The sequence below is a fragment of the Pseudoxanthomonas sp. 134C1 genome, from assembly GCF_057773065.1.
This window is the reverse complement of the sequence record NZ_JBYMTH010000002.1, coordinates 134,546-152,832: the sequence shown is the minus strand read 5'-3', so window position 1 is coordinate 152,832 and position 18,287 is coordinate 134,546. Positions and strand designations below refer to the sequence as shown.

Genomic DNA, 18,287 nt, shown 5'->3' with positions numbered 1-18,287 from the left:
GCGCATGGCACATCATCCGCACACATCCGAAGGTTACGGCCCGGTGGGCCCGGCGCCGAAGGAGCACCAGGTCGTCTACACCACGCTGCATTTCGACAAGCCGTGGTCGTACGAGAACTACCTGAAGACCGGTGGCTACAGCGCGCTGCGCAAGATTCTCGAAGAGAAGATCCCGCCGGCCGACGTGGTCGAGATGGTCAAGCAGTCCGGCCTGCGCGGCCGCGGCGGCGCGGGCTTCCCGACCGGCCTGAAGTGGAGCTTCATGCCCAAGGGCGACATGCAGAAGTACATCCTCTGCAACTCCGACGAATCCGAGCCCGGCACCGCCAAGGATCGCGACATCCTGCGTTTCAACCCGCATGCGGTCATCGAGGGCATGGCGATCGCCTGCTACGCGACCGGTTCCACCGTCGGCTACAACTACCTGCGCGGCGAGTTCCACCACGAGCCGTTCGAGCACCTGGAAGAAGCCACCGCCGAAGCCTACAAGCACGGTTGGCTGGGCAAGAACATTCTCGGCTCCGGCATCGACATCGAGATCTTCAACGCGCTGGGCGCGGGCGCCTACATCTGCGGCGAAGAAACCGCGCTGATGGAATCGCTGGAAGGCAAGAAGGGCCAGCCGCGCTTCAAGCCGCCGTTCCCGGCCAACTTCGGCCTGTACGGCAAGCCGACCACCATCAACAACACCGAGACCTACGCCTCGGTGCCGGCGATCATCCGCAACGGCGCCGAATGGTTCCTCAACCTGGGCAAGCCCAACAACGGCGGCCCGAAGATCTTCTCGGTCTCCGGCCACGTCGCCCGCCCGGGCAATTACGAAATCCGCCTGGGCACGCCGTTCGCCGAACTGCTGGAAATGGCCGGCGGCATCCGCAACGGCCACAAGATCAAGGCGGTGATCCCGGGTGGTTCCTCGATGCCGGTGCTGCCGGGCGAGACCATGATGGGCCTGACCATGGACTACGACAGCATCCAGAAGGCCGGTTCCGGCCTGGGCTCGGGCGCGGTCGTGGTCATGGACGAGACCGCCTGCATGGTGCGCGCCTGCCAGCGCATCGCGCGCTTTTATTTCAAGGAAAGCTGCGGCCAGTGCACGCCGTGCCGCGAAGGCACCGGCTGGATGTACCGCATGCTGACCCGCATCGCCGAACAGAAGGCGACGCTGGATGATCTGCACATGCTGAAGGCGGCCGCCGGCCAGATCGAGGGCCACACCATCTGCGCCTTCGGTGAAGCCGCGGCATGGCCGGTGCAGGGCTTCCTGCGCCACTTCTGGCATGAATTCGAGTACGCGATCGTCAACAAGCGTTTCCTGGTCGACGACCAGCGCGCCGGCACGGTCATTGAAGGCAAGGTGGCCGCATGAGTGCGCAGCCCGTCAACCCGAACCTCCCGCCCGACCACGTCACCGTCTTCATCGACGGTGTCGAGATGGCCGCGCCCAAGGGTTCGATGATCATCCAGGCGGCGGACAAGGCCGGGATTCCGATTCCGCGCTTCTGCTACCACGAGAAGTTGCCGATCGCGGCCAACTGCCGCATGTGCCTGGTCGACGTCGAGAAGATGCCCAAGCCCGCGCCGGCCTGCGCCACGCCGGTGATGGATGGCATGAAGGTCCAGACCCGCAGCGAGAAGGCGCTGAAGTCGCAGCGCAACGTGATGGAGTTCCTGCTGATCAACCATCCGCTCGACTGCCCGATCTGCGATCAGGGCGGCGAGTGCGAACTGCAGGATCTGTCGCTGGGCTACGGCCGCTCCGTGAGTCGTTTCCAGGAACGCAAGCGCGTGGTGCCCGACGAGGACATCGGTCCGCTGGTCGCCACCGAGATGACCCGCTGCATCCAGTGCACCCGCTGCGTGCGCTTCACCGCGGACATTGCCGGCACCTACGAACTGGGCGGCATGTACCGCGGCGAGAACCTGCAGATCGGCACCTACGACGGCAAGCCGCTGACCACCGAAATTTCCGGCAACGTCATCGACGTCTGCCCGGTGGGCGCGCTGACCAACAAGGTGTTCCAGTTCCGCGCCCGTCCGTGGGAACTGATCGCGCGCGAATCCGTCGGCTACCACGACGCGATGGGCTCCAACCTGTTCGTGCATTCCCGCCGTGGCCAGGTGCTGCGCACCGTGCCGCGCGAGAACGAAGCCGTCAACGAATGCTGGCTGTCGGACCGCGATCGCTATTCGCACCAGGGCCTCTACAGTGATGACCGCGCGGTCAAGCCGCTGCAGAAGGTCAATGGCGAATGGCGCGAAGTGTCCTGGTCCGAGGGCCTGGCCGCCGCCGCCGAGATCCTGCGCGGCAACGCCGGCGACGATCTGGGCGTGCTGGTGCATCCGGCGACCTCGAACGAGGAGGGCGGGCTGCTGGCGAAGCTGGCCGCCGGCCTTGGCAGCGGCAATGTCGATCACCGCATCAACAACCGCGACTTCTCCGATGGCGCCGTGGCCGAGCCGTTCGCGCTGCCGCTGGCGGACATCGAGAAGGCCGATGTCATCGTGCTGTTCGGCACCAACATCCGCCACGAGCTACCGCTGCTGCACCAGCGCATCCGCAAGGCCCAGCGCAAGGGCGCCCGGGTGCACGTGGTCAACCCGGTCGACTTCGACTTCGCGTTCGGCATCGCCGGCAAGTACATCGTGCCGCCGTCACAGCTGGCCGGCGCGCTCAACGAGGCGTCCCTGCGCGAAGCCGCCAAGGCCGGCAACCATGCCGTGCTGCTCGTCGGCGGGATCGCCGAGAACCATCCGCAGGCCTCCGCGCTGCGCCAGGCTGCCGGCGAGTTCGCCGCCGCCACCGGCGCCTTGCTGTGCCGCATCCCGCAGGGCGCCAACGCGGTGGGTCTTGCCCGCCACGGTGTGTTGCCGTCGCGCCGCGACGTGGCCGGCATGTTCGCCGAGCTGCGCAAGGCCTACGTCATTTACGGCATCGAGCCGGGCCTGGACTTCGCCGATACGCCGGCCGCCGCGCGCGCGCTGTCGTCGGCCAAGGTCGTGGCGTTCAGCCATTTCGCCTGCAAGTCCACCCGCGACGTCGCCGACGTGATCCTGCCGATCGGCGCGCTGCCGGAAATCGAAGCCACCCTGACCAACCTGGACGGTGCAGATCAGCGCACCCAGGCCGCCGGCAAGCTGCCGGGCGAGGCCCGCGAGGGCTGGCGCGTGCTGCGCGCACTGGGCGGCGAACTGCAACTGCCGTCGTTCGAGTTCACCGATCTGGCCGGCCTGCGCGCCGCCATCGCCGGCACCGCGCCGGTGACCGTCGCCCGTTCGGCGGCGCCCGCCACGGCGGGCGAGGGTTTGGAGTTGGCGGTCAGCGCGGCCATCTATCGCACCGACGGCACGATCCGCCGGGCCGAGGCGCTGCAGGCGCACCCGCTCAACGTGGGCGCGCGTATCGTGCTGAACCCCGCTGACGCCCAGTCGAGCGGCGTGGCCGACGGCGCGATGGCCAAGGTCGGTTCGGCCAACGGCACCGCGACCCTGCCGGTGGTGGTGGATGCCCGCGTGGCCCGGGGCGGTGCCTGGATTGAGAGCGGCTACGGCGCGACGGCGCCGCTGGGCGCCGGACGTGTCACGGTGGTGAGCGCATGAACGAGCTGTTGATCAATGCCGTTGGACCGCTCCGCGAGTGGTTCTTCGCGCTGGGCGACATCGGTGTCGCGTTGTGGATCGTGCTGAAGATCCTGGCGATCGCCATGCCGGTGATCATCTCGGTGGCCTTCTACGTGGTCTGGGAGCGCAAGCTGATTGGCTGGATGCATGTCCGTCACGGACCGATGTATGTCGGCATGGGCATCTTCCAGGCCTTCGCGGACGTGTTCAAACTGCTGTTCAAGGAAATCATCCAGCCCAGCAGCGCGCAGAAGGCGATGTACATCATCGCCCCGCTGATCACGCTGGCGCCGGCGTTCGCCGCCTGGGCGGTGGTGCCGTTCGACGCCAAGCTGGTGCTGTCCAACGCCAACGCGGGCCTGCTGTACCTGCTGGCGATGACCTCGCTGGGCGTGTACGGCATCATCATCGCGGGCTGGGCGTCCAACTCGAAGTACGCGTTCCTGGGCGCGATGCGCTCGGCCGCGCAGGTGGTCAGCTACGAAATCGCGATGGGCTTCGCCCTGGTCGGCGTGCTGATCGCCGCCGGCAGCCTGAACCTGAGCGACATCGTGATGGCGCAGGCCGGCAACAACGGTTTCTTCGAGTGGTTCTGGCTGCCGCTGTTCCCGCTGTTCATCGTGTACTGGGTGTCCGGCGTGGCCGAAACCAACCGCTCGCCGTTCGACGTGGTGGAAGGCGAATCGGAAATCGTCGCCGGCCACATGGTGGAGTATTCGGGCGCGGCGTTCGCGCTGTTCTTCCTGGCCGAATACGCCAACATGATCCTGGTCAGCTTCCTGGTGGCGCTGTTCTTCCTGGGTGGCTGGCTGAGCCCGCTGCAGGGCTGGATCACCGCCGACGTGTCGCCTTGGGTCAACTGGATCTGGACCGGCGGCTGGCCGTGGCTGCTGCTGAAGGTCCTGTTCTTCGCCAGTGCCTACATCTGGTTCCGTGCGAGCTTCCCGCGCTACCGCTACGACCAGATCATGCGCCTGGGCTGGAAGGTGTTCATCCCGCTGACCATCGCTTGGATCGCGGTGACGGCGGTGATGGTGTTCTTTGGCGTGTTCGAGAAGGGTGTCTGACGCAATGAACAAGGTCATCCATTACTTCAAGAGCCTGATGCTGCTCGAGCTGCTGGGCGGACTGTGGCTGACGCTGAAATACGCGTTCAAGCCCAAGTACACCGTGATGTATCCGATGGAGAAGTTCCCGCAGTCGCCGCGTTTCCGCGGCCTGCACGCGCTTCGCCGCTATCCCAACGGGGAAGAGCGCTGCATCGCCTGCAAGCTGTGCGAGGCGGTCTGCCCGGCGCTGGCCATCACCATCGACTCGGCTCCGCGCGAGGACGGCACCCGCCGCACCACCCGCTACGACATCGATCTGTTCAAGTGCATCTACTGCGGCTTCTGCGAGGAAAGCTGCCCGGTGGACTCGATCGTCGAAACGCACGTGCTGGAGTACCACTTCGACAAGCGCGGCCAGAACATCGTCACCAAGCCGCAGTTGCTGGCGCTGGGCGATCGGCTGGAAGCCGAGATCGCCGAGCGTCGCGCCGCCGACGCCGCATTCCGCTGAGGTCCATGAGATGGATTGGGTAAATATCGCTTTCTGGATCTTCGCCGCCATGGCGGCGGTCGCCGCGGGCGCGGTGATCAGCGTGCGCAACCCCGTGCACGCCGTGCTGTGCCTCATCCTGACCTTCTTCTCGGTGGCCTGCATCTGGCTGCTGGTCGGAGCCGAATTCCTCGGCGTGGCGTTGATCCTCGTCTACGTGGGCGCGGTGATGGTGCTGTTCCTGTTCGTGGTGATGATGCTGGACATCGACGTCGCCAAGATGCGCGAGGGCTGGGTGAGGTTCCTCCCGGTCGGCGTGGTGGTCGCGGTCGCCATGCTGGTGCAGATGCTGACCCTGATCGGGGTCAAGGCACGCACCGCCGCCGCGTTCCCGGACAATGCCGCCGCGGCCGCAGCCGACGTGTCGAACACGGCCTGGCTGGCGCGCAGCCTGTTCACCGAGTTCCTGCTGCCGTTCGAGTTCGCCGCCGTGATCCTGACCGTGGCCGTGGTCGCCGCGGTGATGCTGACGCTGCGTCGCCGCGCGGGCGCCAAGCACCAGGACCCGTCCGAGCAGTCGCGGGTCAAGGCCGGCGATCGCATCCGCATGGTCAAGATGGCGGTCGAGAAACCGTTCCGCGTGTCCGGCGATGAAGCTGCCGAAGGGGAGGGCAAGGCATGATTACCCTGGGTCATCTGCTGGCGCTGGGCGCGGTGCTGTTCTGCATCAGCCTGGCCGGCATCTTCCTGAACCGCAAGAACGTCATCGTGCTGCTGATGTCCATCGAGCTGATGCTGCTGTCGGTGAACATCAACTTCGTTGCGTTCTCGCGTGAGCTGGGTGATGCCGCCGGCCAGATCTTCGTGTTCTTCATCCTGACCGTGGCCGCCGCCGAGGCCGCCATCGGCCTGGCCATCCTGGTCACCCTGTTCCGTACCCGGCGCACGATCAACGTCGCCGAAGTCGACACGCTCAAAGGCTGATGCACCCATGACAGGTCTGGAAGTCGCAATTTCCAAGAACGTGCTGCTGGCCATCGTGCTGGCGCCGCTGCTGGGCAGCATCATCGCGGGCCTGTTCGGCCGGCAGGTCGGCCGCGCGGGTTCGCACGTCGTCACCATCCTGGGCGTGGCGGTCAGCTGCGCGCTGTCGGGCTGGGTGCTGTATCAACTGGTCGGGCAGGGTGCCTCGCCGTTCAACCAGAACGTCTACACCTTCTTCGAGGTGGGCAACTACAGCGCACACGTCGGCTTCATGATCGACAAGCTGACCGCGATGATGATGGTGGTCGTCACCTTCGTCTCGCTGCTGGTGCACATCTACACCATCGGCTACATGGCCGAGGATCCGGGTTACCAGCGCTTCTTCAGCTACATCTCGCTGTTCACCTTCAGCATGCTGATGCTGGTGATGAGCAACAACTTCCTGCAGCTGTTCTTCGGCTGGGAAGCGGTGGGCCTGGTGTCCTACCTGCTGATCGGCTTCTGGTTCAAGCGGCCCTCGGCCATCTTCGCCAACCTCAAGGCGTTCCTGGTCAACCGCGTGGGCGACTTCGGCTTCCTGCTGGGCATCGCCGCGGTGCTGTTCATGTTCGGCACGCTGGACTACGCCACCGTGTTCGCCAACGCGCCGATGCTGGCGGGCAAGGCGATTCCGGTCTGGTCCGGCGCCATCACGATGTTCGGCCAGACCTGGCAGGTGCTCGACCAGCCGCTGATCTGGTCGATGGCCACCCTCATCTGCATCTGCCTGTTCATCGGCGCGATGGGCAAGTCGGCGCAGGTGCCGCTGCACGTCTGGCTGCCGGACTCGATGGAAGGTCCGACCCCGATCTCGGCGCTGATCCACGCCGCGACGATGGTGACCGCCGGCATCTTCATGGTCGCGCGCATGTCGCCGCTGTTCGAGCTGTCGCAGACCGCGCTGGATTTCGTGCTGTTCATCGGTGCTACCACCGCGTTCTTCACCGGCCTGATCGGCATCGTGCAGAACGACATCAAGCGCGTGGTCGCGTACTCCACGCTCTCCCAGCTGGGCTACATGACGGTTGCGCTGGGCGTGTCGGCCTACTCGGCGGCGGTGTTCCACCTGATGACCCATGCCTTCTTCAAGGCGCTGCTGTTCCTGGCGGCCGGCTCGGTCATCATCGGCATGCACCACGAGCAGGACATGCGCAAGATGGGCGGCCTGCGCAAGTACATGCCGATCACCTGGATCACCAGCCTCATCGGTACGCTGGCACTGGTGGGCACGCCGTTCCTGTCCGGCTTCTATTCCAAGGACACCATCATCGAGGCGGCCAAGCACCACCAGGAGCAGGCTGGCGAGTTCGCCCACAAGGTGGCCGAACTGGGCACGATGGCGCAGGGCATCAACGGTCCCAGTGAATGGGTGGCCACCTACGGGTACTGGGCGGTGCTGCTGGGCGTGTTCGTCACCAGCTTCTACAGCTTCCGCCTGCTGTACCTGACCTTCCACGGCAAGGAACGCTTCCGCGATGTCCATGCCGATCACGCTCATGACGCGCACCACGGCGACGCGCACCACGACGATCACCATGGCGACGACCACGGCCATCACGGCGCGCACGAGCCGCACGAATCGCCGTGGGTGGTGACCGTTCCGCTGATCCTGCTGGCGATCCCGTCGATCCTGATCGGTTACTTCACCATCGGGCCGATGCTGTTCGGCACCGACTGGAGCGGCCACCACGAGCAGTTGCCGTTCTTCCTGGGCGCGATCGATTTCATCAATCCGGCTTCGGACACGGTGGGACAGCTGAAGGAAACCTTCCACGGTCCGTTCGAGTTCGCCCTGCACGGCATGCAGGCGCCGCCGTTCCTGCTGACCGTGGCCGGCTTCATCCTGGCGACCTTCCTGTATCTGTTCAAGCCGGAACTGCCGGGCAAGCTGCGCCGGATGTTCGCGCTGCCGGTGCGCATCCTGGAAAACAAGTACGGCATGGACGATCTGTGGATCGGCGGCCTGGCCGGTGGCAGCCTGAAGCTGGGCAAGGCTTCGCGCGCCATCGACACCCATCTGATCGACGGCGTGGCCGTGAACGGCAGCGCCCGCATCGTGGACCTTGCCGCCAACCTGTTGCGCCGTACCCAGTCGGGTTTCCTCTACCACTACGCCTTCGCGATGATCCTCGGCCTGATTGCCTTGCTGGCCGTGCTCATCCGGTTCTGGCAATGACCGCCCTGGCGCTGAATTAACGGATACCACTCGTGTCGAACTGGCCTTTGCTTAGCATTCTGATCTGGCTGCCGATTCTCGGCGGCGCGCTGGTCCTCGCCCTGGGCAATCGTCGCGCCAGTGCCGCCCGCTGGGTGGCGCTGGGTGTGGCGCTGCTGACCTTCCTGGCGAGCCTGCCGCTGCTGACAGGCTTCGACTTCGCCAACCCCGGCATGCAGTTCGCCGAGAAGCGCGCCTGGGTGCCGGCCTTCAACATCTGGTACGCACTGGGCGCCGACGGCATTTCGGTCGCGCTGATCGTGCTGACCACGCTGACCACCGTGCTGGCGCTGATCGGCGCCTGGTCCGCGGTCGAGAAGCGGGTCAGCCAGTACGTGGCGGCGTTCCTGTTCCTGGAAGGCCTGATGATCGGCGTGTTCTGCGCGCTCGACGCCATCCTGTTCTATGTCTTCTTCGAAGGCATGCTGATCCCGATGTTCCTGATCATCGGCGTATGGGGCGGCCCGCGCCGCATCTACGCGTCGATCAAGTTCTTCCTGTACACCTTCCTCGGGTCGGTGTTCATGCTGGTCGGTCTGATCTACCTGTACCTGAAGAGCGGCAGCTTCCAGCTGACGGACCTGTACACACTGCCGCTCAGCGCCAAGGAGCAGACCTGGTTGTTCTTCGCCTTCCTGATCGCCTTCGCGGTCAAGGTGCCGATGTTCCCGGTGCATACCTGGTTGCCGGACGCGCACGTGGAGGCGCCGACCGCCGGTTCGGTGATCCTGGCGGCGATCATGCTGAAGATCGGTGGCTACGGCTTCCTGCGCTTCACCCTGCCGATCGTGCCGGATGCGGGCTTCGAGTGGGCCTGGCTGGTGATCCTGCTGTCGCTGATCGGCGTGGTCTACGTTGGTCTGGTGGCGCTGGTACAGGACGACATGAAGAAGCTGATCGCGTATTCGTCGGTCTCGCACATGGGCTTCGTCACCCTGGGCATCTTCATCGCCTTCGGTCTGGTCCGCGACTACGGCAACCTGGACGGCGCCCGCCTGGGCCTGCAGGGCGCGATGGTGCAGATGATTTCGCACGGCTTCGTTTCCGGCGCGATGTTCTCCTGTGTCGGCGTCCTGTACGACCGCATGCATACCCGCATGATCAAGGACTACGGCGGCGTCGCCAACGTGATGCCCTGGTTCGCGGTGTTCTTCGTGCTGTTCGGCATGGCCAACTCGGGCCTGCCGGGCACCAGCGGTTTCGTCGGCGAGTTCATGGTCATCGTCGCCAGCTTCCAGAAGCATCCGCTGATCGCGCTGGTCGCCGCGCTGACCCTGATCATCGGCGCCGCCTACACCCTGTGGCTGATCAAGCGGGTGATGTACGGCGAAGTGGCCAACTCGCACGTGGCCGAGCTCAAGGACATCAACGGGCGTGAAACGCTGGTGCTGGGCGTGTTCGCCATCGGCGTGCTGGTGCTGGGCGTGTATCCCAAGCCGCTCGTCGATCTGATGGAACCGTCGATTGCGAACCTGGCGATGCAGCTCGCCAACAGCAAGCTGTAAGGAAGAATGATGACCACGTCGATGCTCCCCACCGCCGCCGACCTGCTGCCGCTGTTGCCGGAAGTCGTGCTGATCGCCGGCGCGTTCGCGCTGCTGATGCTGGACCTGTTCCTCAGCGACCGTCAGCGGATCATCACCCACCTGCTAGCCCTCGCCACGCTGGCGGCATCGTTCTTCATGATCCTCGCCGACGTCGGCGGCAGCGGAACCGTGTTCAACGGGATGTTCGTCCGCGACGTCATGGCCAATGTCACCAAGCTGGCGATCCTGCTGGTCAGCGGCCTGTCGCTGGTCTACGCCTGGCCATACCTGCGCGAGCGCAAGCTCTATCCGGGCGAAGTGCCGGTGCTGGTGATGCTGGCGACCGCCGGCATGATGATGATGGTCTCCGCCGGCAGCCTGGTGATGGTCTACCTGGGCCTGGAACTGCTGGCGCTGTGCTCCTATGCGCTGGTCGCGCTGAACCGCGAGGACGGTCTGTCCGCGGAAGCGGCGATGAAGTACATCGTGCTGGGTTCGCTGGCCTCGGGCCTGCTGCTGTACGGCATGTCGCTGATCTACGGCGCCACCGGCACGCTGCACCTGGACGGCATCCACGCGGCCATCACCTCGGCGTCCGACCGCACGCTGCTGCTGACCGGCGTCGTGTTCATGGTGGCCGGCGTGGCCTTCAAGCTGGGCGCCGCGCCGTTCCACATGTGGCTGCCGGACGTCTATCAGGGCGCGCCGACCCCGATCACGCTGTTCATCAGCTCCGGCCCCAAGCTGGCCGCGTTCGGCATGGCCTACCGGTTGCTGGAAACCGGCGTCGGCCCGGTCGCCGAACAGTGGCAGTGGCTGCTGGCGGGGCTGGCCGCGGCATCGCTGGTGATCGGCAATCTGATCGCCATCGCCCAGACCAACCTCAAGCGCATGCTGGCGTATTCGACGGTGTCGCACGTGGGCTTCCTGCTGGTCGGTTTCGCCGGAGGCGGGGCGACCGGCTATTCGGCGGCGCTGTTCTACGCCATCAGCTACGCGCTGATGTCGGCCGCCGCCTTCGGCGCGATCGTGGTGCTGTCGCGGCAAGGCTTCGAGGCGGACAAGATCGACGACTTCAAGGGCCTGAACGCCCGCAACCCGTGGCAGGCCGGACTGGTGCTGTGCGTGATGGCCTCGCTGGCCGGTGTGCCTCCATTCCTGGGCTTCTGGGCCAAGCTGGTGGTGCTGGGCGCCGCGCTGAAGGGCGGTTTCACCTGGCTGGCCATCCTGGGCGTCGTCTGCGCGGTGATCGGCGCCTTCTACTACCTGCGCGTCATCAAGGTCATGTATTTCGACGAGCCGGTGGGCGAGCGTCAGCCGGTACGCCAGGACCGCGTGGTTCCGGTCGTGTTCGGCGTCAACGCGCTGGCCCTGCTGGTGCTGGGCATTTTCTGGAACCCGATCATGTCGTGGTGCCAGCAGGCGTTCGCGGGCTGAGGCCTGTGGACGCGCCGTCGCCCGGACGGTTTTTTCTCCGGACAATAGTTTTTGTTGATGGGAAGGCTTGCAAGAATCCGCGCGAGCCTTCATAATTCCGCTTCTGCTGCGGGGTGGAGCAGTCTGGCAGCTCGTCGGGCTCATAACCCGAAGGTCGCAGGTTCAAATCCTGCCCCCGCTACCAAGCTTTGCGGTCGAGGAAGTCTCCTGACTTCCACGTCCGAAGCTCGGGCTCGTGAAAGCGCATGCTTCCGCTTTCACACCGAAATCCAGCGTTATCGGACAAGGGGCCCATCGGGCCCCTTGTTGTTTTCTGCAACCAGAATCTCCTGGCAAAAGGTCATTCCGTGAGCGACAAGGCTACTCAAATCTCGGAACTCCTGGCCCCGACGGTCCAGGCACTCGGGCTCGAGTTGCTGGGCATCGAGTATCTGCCCGCACCGGGCAGCGCCACCCTGCGGCTGTACATCGATGTGCAGGACGCCGAGCGGGACAGCCGGTCGGTCCACATCGACGACTGCGAGGCGGTCAGCCGCGAAGTCTCGGCCCAACTGGACGTGGAAGACCCGATTTCCGGCAACTACACGCTGGAAGTCTCGTCGCCGGGCGTCGACCGCCCCCTGTTCACCCTGGCCCAGTTCGCCCGCCACCAGGGCGAGAGCGCCAAGGTGGTGCTGAAGCTGCCGCAGGACGGCCGCCGCCGCTTCCAGGGCGCCATCACCCGGATCGAGGGCGATCAGATCGTTTTCACGGTCGACGGCACGGCACTGTCCGTGGCCTCCGATAATATTGACAAGGCCAGGCTGGTCCCCGACTGGGCGGCGCTGGGCCTGGCCCCCGAAAAACCCAGGGGTGGCGGTCGCAAGGCCGGCACCGGTGGCGGAGCCGCAGCCGGGAAGGGCGCGGCGAAGCAGGAATCCAAGCAACAACCCAACAAGCCGGCGGCTCGCAAGCCGCGCGCGGAGTAAATGATGAGTAAGGAACTTTTGCTGGTGGTGGATGCGGTCGCCAACGAGAAGGGCGTGCCGCGCGAGGTGATCTTCGATGCCATCGAAGCCGCTTTGGCCTCCGCCGCCAAGAAGCGCTACCTGGATCAGGACGTGTCGGTGCGTGTGTCGATCGACCACAAGGACGGCAGCTACGAGACCTTCCGCCGCTGGGAGGTCGTGGCCGACGACGTGGTGATGGAATCGCCGGATCGCCAGCTCCGCCTGATGGACGCCGTCGACGAAGCCGAAGGCGTAGAGGTCGGCGACTGGATCGAGGAGCAGATCGAGAATCCGGACTTCGGGCGCATCGCCGCGCAGGCCGCCAAGCAGGTGATCGTGCAGCGCGTGCGCGAAGCCGAGCGCCAGCAGGTGGTCGATGCGTGGAAGGATCGCGTGGGCGAACTGGTCACTGGAGTGGTCAAGCGCGCGGAGCGCGGCAACATCTACGTGGATCTGGGCGGCAATGCCGAGGCCTTCATTCCGAAGGACAAGGGTATCCCGCGCGACGTGCTGCGCGCCGGCGACCGCGTGCGCGGCTACCTGTACGACGTGCGTTCCGAGCCACGCGGCCCGCAGCTGTTCATCAGCCGCGCCGCGCCGGAATTCATGATCGAGCTGTTCAAGCTGGAAGTGCCGGAAGTGGGCCAGGGCCTGGTCGAGATCAAGGCCTGCGCGCGTGATCCGGGCGACCGCGCCAAGATCGCGGTGCTGGCGCACGACAGCCGCACCGATCCCATCGGCGCGTGCATCGGCATGCGCGGTTCGCGCGTGCAGGCCGTGTCGAACGAGCTGAACGGCGAGCGCGTCGACATCGTGCTGTGGAACGACAACCCGGCCACCTTCGTCATCAATGCGATGGCGCCGGCCGAAGTGCAGTCGATCATCGTCGACGAGGAAAAGCACTCGATGGATCTGGCGGTGGCCGAGGATCGGCTGGCCCAGGCCATCGGCAAGGGCGGCCAGAACGTGCGCCTGGCCAGCCGCCTGACCGGTTGGCAGCTCAACGTCATGACCCAGGACCAGGTCGCCGCCAAGTCCGAGGCCGAGCAGGCCGTCGCCCGCCAGCTGTTCATGGACAAGCTGGAAGTGGACGAGGAAATCGCCGCCATCCTGGTCAGCGAAGGCTTCAGCACGGTCGAGGAAATCGCCTACGTGCCGGTCGGCGAACTGCTGGCGGTCGAAGGCTTCGACGAGGACATCGTCGAGGAACTGCGGGCCCGTGCCCGCGACGCCCTGCTGAACGAGGCGCTGGCCGAGGAGGAGGGCCTGGAGGAGAACCAGCCGGCCGCCGACCTGCTGGCGCTGGAGGGCATGGATGAGGAAACCGCCTACGCGCTGGCCGCGCAGGGCGTCCGTACCAGCGAGGACCTGTCGGACCTGGCCGCCGACGAAGTGGTGGAATTTGGCATCGAGGGGCTGGACGAGGGACGCGCCGCGGCGCTGATCCTGGCCGCCCGTGCCGAGGAGATCGCGCGCCTGGAGCGTGGCGAATGATCCACCGATGAGCACCGCCCTGGCACCCGCAGGGCTTAGAATCCCCAACCTTGAAATGGGGCGCTCCTTCGCAGACGGCAGAGGGGCGCTACAAAGAAACTAGGATCCGAATGTCGCAGCAAACCACCATCCGCAAGCTGGCTGAACTGGTCAATACGCCGGTCGAGAAACTGCTGGAACAGCTGGCCGAGGCCGGCATGAAGTTCAGCGGTCCCGACCAGGTCGTGACCAGCACCGAGAAGATGAAGCTGCTCGGCTTCCTGCGCCGTACCCACGGCAAGACCGAGAAGCCGGCGGACGAGACGGCCGCGCCGAAGAAGATCACCCTGAACCGCCGCAAGGTGCAGGAAGTGACCGTCGCCGCCGGCCGCAGCAAGACCACGGTGAACGTGGAAGTGCGCCAGAAGCGCACCTACGTGAAGCCGAACGAGGCCGAGGCCCCCGTCGTCGCGACCACCTCGCACACGGAAACCGATCCGGTGCGCGCCGAGATCCTGCGCAAGCTGGAGGAATCCAAGCAGCGCAACCTGCAGGAACAGCAGCGCCTGGCCGAGGATGATCGCCGTCGCGCCGATGAACTCGAGCGCAAGCGCAAGGAAGAGGAAGCCGCCCGCGCGGCCGCCGAAGCCGTCGCGCGCGCCGAGGCCGAAGCCAACGCCGCCAATGCCGGCGAATCCTCCGGTGAAGAGCGTCCCGCCCGTGCCGGTGGGCACCACGTGCCCAAGCAGGTGGTCCGCAAGGATCCGCCGCGTGTCGACGACCGCAACGGCGCCGCCGCGGCGGCGAACAAGCACAAGACCCGCGGCTCGCATGCGATGGTCAGCGGCATCGAGGACGACGACGCGGCCAGCCGTTTCGCCGGCCAGTTGCACCTGTCCGCCGCCGAGCGCGCGCGCCGCACCACCTCGCGTGGCAAACCCAAGCCGCGCCGGCAGATGGAGCAGAGCCGCAGCGGCGGCGGTGGCGCGCATGGTTTCGAGCGCCCGACCGCGCCGGTCGTGCGCGAAGTCGCCATCGGCGAAACCATCACCGTGGCCGATCTGGCGCAGAAGCTGGCGCTGAAGGGCGGCGACGTGGTGAAGGCGATGTTCAAGATGGGCGTGATGGCGACCATCACCCAGACCATCGATCACGATACCGCCGCGCTGGTGACCGAAGAACTGGGCCACAAGGCGATCCGTGCCGAGAACAACGACGCCGAAAGCGAACTGCTGGCCCACACCGAGGAGCAGCAGGGCGACAAGGTGGCGCGTCCGCCGGTGGTCACCATCATGGGCCACGTCGATCACGGCAAGACCTCGCTGCTGGACTACATCCGCCGCACCAAGGTCGCCACCGGCGAAGCCGGCGGCATCACCCAGCACATCGGCGCCTACCACGTGGAGACGCCGAAGGGCGTCATCAGCTTCCTGGATACCCCGGGCCACGCCGCGTTCACCGCGATGCGCGCCCGCGGCGCCAGGCTGACCGATATCGTGGTGCTGGTGGTGGCTGCCGATGACGGCGTCATGCCGCAGACCAAGGAAGCCATCCAGCACGCCAAGGCGGCCAAGGTGCCGCTGATTGTCGCGGTCAACAAGATCGACAAGTCCGACGCCGATCCGATGCGGGTCAAGAACGAGCTGCTGGCCGAGGAAGTGGTCGCCGAGGATTTCGGCGGCGACACCCAGATGGTGGAAATCTCGGCCAAGAGCGGCCAGGGCATCGACGAACTGCTGGACGCGATTTCGCTGCAGGCCGAATTGCTGGAGCTGAAGGCAGTGGAAGACGGCCGCGCCAGCGGCGTGGTCATCGAATCCTCGCTGGACAAGGGCCGCGGCCCGGTCGCGACGGTGCTGGTGCAGCAGGGCACCCTGAAGAAGGGCGACTACCTGGTGTGCGGTATCCAGTACGGCCGCGTGCGTGCGCTGTTCGACGAAACCGGCGGTCAGCCGGCCTCGGCGGGCCCGTCTATTCCGGTGCAGGTGCTGGGCCTGTCGGGCGTGCCCGACGCCGGCGACGATTTCGTGGTGGTCGAGGACGAGCGCCTGGCCAAGGACGTGGCGCAGCAGCGCGACGCCAAGCGCCGCGAATCGCGCCTGGTCAAGCAGGCCGGCAACCGCATGGAGGACATCCTGGCGCAGATGGGCCAGGGCGAAGGCCAGCAGGTGCTGAACCTGGTGATCAAGGCCGACGTGCAGGGTTCGGTGGAAGCGCTCAAGCAATCGCTGGTGGGCCTGTCCAACGAACTCATCCGCATCAACGTGATCAACGCCGGCGTCGGCGGCATCACCGAGTCGGACGCCAACGCCGCGGTCACCGCCAAGGCCACGGTCATCGGCTTCAACGTGCGCGCCGATGCTTCCGCGCGGCGGATCATCGAGACCAACGGCGTCGACCTGCGCTACTTCTCGATCATCTATGACGTGATCGATCAGGTGAAGCAGGTGGCTTCGGGTCTGCTGGGCAAGGAAATCCGCGAAGAGATCATCGGTACCGCCGAGGTCCGCGACGTGTTCCGCAGCTCCAAGTTCGGCGCGGTCGCCGGCTGCATGGTCGTGGAGGGTGTGGTCAAGCGCAACAAGCCGATCCGCGTGCTGCGCGACAGCACCGTCATCTTCGAAGGCGAACTGGAATCGCTGCGCCGCTTCAAGGAGAACGTCGAGGAAGTCCGCAACGGCACCGAATGCGGTATCGGCGTGAAGGCCTACAACGACATCAAGCCGGGCGACCAGATCGAGTGCTTCGAGCGCATCGAGGTGGCGCGGACGCTCTGACGGGAATAGGGAATCGGGAATGGGGAATCGCAAGACGGTTTCCCTTCTCCCGATTCCGCCCGCAGCACGACCGCGATTCCCGATTCCCGATTCTCCATTTCCGATTCCCGTTTAGATGCCCACCAAATCCTTCCACCGAACCGACCGCATCTCCGCACAGCTCCGCCGCGAACTGGGCACGCTGGTGCACGAGGCCGTGCGCGAGTACGGCCTGCCGTCGGTGAGCGTGTCCGATGTCGAGGTCTCGCGTGACCTGGCGCATGCCCAGGTCTACGTGACCGCGTTGATGCCGGAACGTTCGGCGGATGCGATCAAGGGGCTGCGCGAATTGGCGCGCGAACTGCGCATGGAACTGGCCCGCCGGGTCAAGCTGCGCCACGTGCCGGAGCTGCACTTCCACTACGACGATTCGGTGGATCGCGGCGAGCGCATCGATCAGCTGCTGCGTGACCTGCCGGAACACGATTCCGGCGACGGCCAGGACTGACGGCCGGGTCCCCGGCGCACACCGCGCCGGCGCCATTTTTCGTTGATACTGGGCGGGCATGGCCCCGCCGACCATCGTGCCGCCACGGCCGCCCATGCAGGTGCTGGCCGTGCCCGATGACTCTGAAAGGAACCCGGAGAGGGATGCCCCCGAAGATTCGCTTCCGTCCGCTGGATGGGCTGCTGCTGCTGGACAAGCCGCAGGGCCTCAGCTCCAACGCCGCCCTGCAGGCCGCGCGTCGCCTGTTCCGCGCGGAGAAGGGCGGCCACACCGGCAGCCTCGACCCGCTCGCCACCGGCCTGCTGCCGCTGTGCTTCGGCGAGGCCACCAAGATCGCCGGCCTGCTGCTGGGTTCGCGCAAGGCCTACGAGACCACCGCGGTGCTGGGCGTGACCACCGACAGCGATGACGCCGATGGCGCGGTCCTGCGCGAGCGGGCGGTACCGGCGCTGGCGCCCGCCGAGCTGGAAACCGCGTTGGCGCCGCTGCGCGGGCACATCCGCCAGCGCGCGCCGATCTATTCGGCGCTCAAGCAGGGCGGCGAGCCGCTGTACGCCAAGGCCCGGCGGGGCGAGGCCATCGAGGCGCCGGAGCGCGGGGTCGAGGTCCATGCCATCGAGGTGCTGGCCGTCGGGCGCGACCGGATCCGCCTGCGGGTGGAGTGTGGCTCCGGCACCTACGTGCGCAGCCTGGTCCGCGATCTCGGCGAGACGCTGGGATGCGGCGCCCACGTGGCCGAACTGCGCCGCCTGTGGGTGGAACCGTTCCTGGCCCCGCGCATGTACACCCTGGAGGCGCTGGACGCGCTGGCCGGGCAGGGCGACGAGGCCCTGCTGGCCGCTCTGCTGCCGGTCGAGGCGGGCCTGGCGGGCTTTCCCCGCCGCGACCTGGATGCCGACGGCGTCCGCCGTTTCGGCATGGGGCAGCGCCTGCGCGGGCAGGGCGAGCCGACGGGGATGGTGGCCGTGTACGGACCCGATGGGCGGGTGCTGGGCCTGGGCAGCGTGGACGGCGAGGGGGTGCTGGTGCCCCAGCGTCTGTTCAGCTGGGCGGTCCTCAACACGCCGGCCGCGGCGCGGCCCAAACATTAAAACCTTGTTTCAAAAGGCTTCGGCGGCTACACTACGCCGCCGGTTTTGCACCGGTATTTCCTTTCGTTCACGGCGAGCCACGCGGTGCTCCGGTCTACTCCGGTATCTC

14 protein-coding genes and 1 tRNA gene are annotated in these 18,287 nt (G+C 66.3%); all 15 read left to right on the top strand.

Annotation, left to right across the window (positions count from 1 at the left end; all coding sequences use genetic code 11):
• The first annotated feature begins 4 nt into the window (after nt 1-4).
• Nucleotides 5-1,369: an NADH-quinone oxidoreductase subunit NuoF gene (gene nuoF, locus AC3DEZ_RS04590; RefSeq protein WP_488387174.1), complete on the top strand. Its 1,365-nt coding sequence runs from the start codon at nt 5-7 to the stop codon at nt 1,367-1,369.
• Complete coding sequence (gene nuoG, locus AC3DEZ_RS04585; RefSeq protein WP_488387173.1) at nt 1,366-3,600, top strand: NADH-quinone oxidoreductase subunit NuoG; 2,235 nt, start codon at nt 1,366-1,368, stop codon at nt 3,598-3,600. Before nuoF ends, nuoG begins: the two co-directional genes overlap by 4 nt.
• Nucleotides 3,597-4,688, top strand: coding sequence for an NADH-quinone oxidoreductase subunit NuoH (nuoH, locus tag AC3DEZ_RS04580; protein WP_447101770.1), 1,092 nt, complete (start codon nt 3,597-3,599; stop codon nt 4,686-4,688). The genes nuoG and nuoH overlap by 4 nt, the downstream gene beginning before the upstream one ends.
• 4 nt (nt 4,689-4,692) lie before the next feature.
• Nucleotides 4,693-5,181 (top strand): NADH-quinone oxidoreductase subunit NuoI, encoded by a 489-nt coding sequence (gene nuoI / locus AC3DEZ_RS04575; RefSeq protein WP_141453293.1) that lies wholly within the window; start codon nt 4,693-4,695, stop codon nt 5,179-5,181.
• A 10-nt stretch (nt 5,182-5,191) separates the two neighbouring features.
• Nucleotides 5,192-5,842 (top strand): NADH-quinone oxidoreductase subunit J, encoded by a 651-nt coding sequence (locus tag AC3DEZ_RS04570; RefSeq protein ID WP_488387172.1) that lies wholly within the window; start codon nt 5,192-5,194, stop codon nt 5,840-5,842.
• A complete protein-coding gene (gene nuoK, locus AC3DEZ_RS04565; RefSeq protein ID WP_141453291.1) occupies nt 5,839-6,144 on the top strand; it encodes an NADH-quinone oxidoreductase subunit NuoK in 306 nt (101 codons plus the stop codon). The genes AC3DEZ_RS04570 and nuoK overlap by 4 nt, the downstream gene beginning before the upstream one ends.
• Before the next feature lie 7 nt (nt 6,145-6,151).
• Nucleotides 6,152-8,359 (top strand): NADH-quinone oxidoreductase subunit L, encoded by a 2,208-nt coding sequence (gene nuoL, locus AC3DEZ_RS04560; RefSeq protein ID WP_488387171.1) that lies wholly within the window; start codon nt 6,152-6,154, stop codon nt 8,357-8,359.
• Nucleotides 8,360-8,391: 32 nt separating this feature from the next.
• Complete coding sequence (locus tag AC3DEZ_RS04555) at nt 8,392-9,903, top strand: NADH-quinone oxidoreductase subunit M (protein WP_488387170.1); 1,512 nt, start codon at nt 8,392-8,394, stop codon at nt 9,901-9,903.
• Nucleotides 9,904-9,909: 6 nt separating this feature from the next.
• Nucleotides 9,910-11,361 carry an NADH-quinone oxidoreductase subunit NuoN gene (nuoN, locus tag AC3DEZ_RS04550; protein ID WP_488387169.1) on the top strand — a complete coding sequence of 484 codons (1,452 nt, stop codon included), beginning with the start codon at nt 9,910-9,912 and terminating at the stop codon, nt 11,359-11,361.
• A 107-nt stretch (nt 11,362-11,468) separates the two neighbouring features.
• Nucleotides 11,469-11,545, top strand: a tRNA-Met gene (locus AC3DEZ_RS04545).
• Between the two features lie 163 nt (nt 11,546-11,708).
• Nucleotides 11,709-12,329, top strand: a complete 621-nt coding sequence (gene rimP, locus AC3DEZ_RS04540) for a ribosome maturation factor RimP (RefSeq protein ID WP_488387168.1) — start codon at nt 11,709-11,711, stop codon at nt 12,327-12,329.
• 3 nt (nt 12,330-12,332) lie between these two features.
• Entirely contained in the window at nt 12,333-13,844 is a 1,512-nt protein-coding gene (gene nusA / locus AC3DEZ_RS04535; RefSeq protein ID WP_447101776.1) for a transcription termination factor NusA, read from the top strand.
• Nucleotides 13,845-13,954: 110 nt separating this feature from the next.
• Entirely contained in the window at nt 13,955-16,600 is a 2,646-nt protein-coding gene (gene infB, locus AC3DEZ_RS04530) for a translation initiation factor IF-2 (RefSeq protein ID WP_447101777.1), read from the top strand.
• Nucleotides 16,601-16,715: 115 nt separating this feature from the next.
• Entirely contained in the window at nt 16,716-17,087 is a 372-nt protein-coding gene (gene rbfA, locus AC3DEZ_RS04525) for a 30S ribosome-binding factor RbfA (RefSeq protein ID WP_447101778.1), read from the top strand.
• Between the two features lie 143 nt (nt 17,088-17,230).
• Nucleotides 17,231-18,178 carry a tRNA pseudouridine(55) synthase TruB gene (gene truB, locus AC3DEZ_RS04520; RefSeq protein ID WP_488387167.1) on the top strand — a complete coding sequence of 316 codons (948 nt, stop codon included), beginning with the start codon at nt 17,231-17,233 and terminating at the stop codon, nt 18,176-18,178.
• The last annotated feature ends 109 nt before the right edge of the window (nt 18,179-18,287 follow it).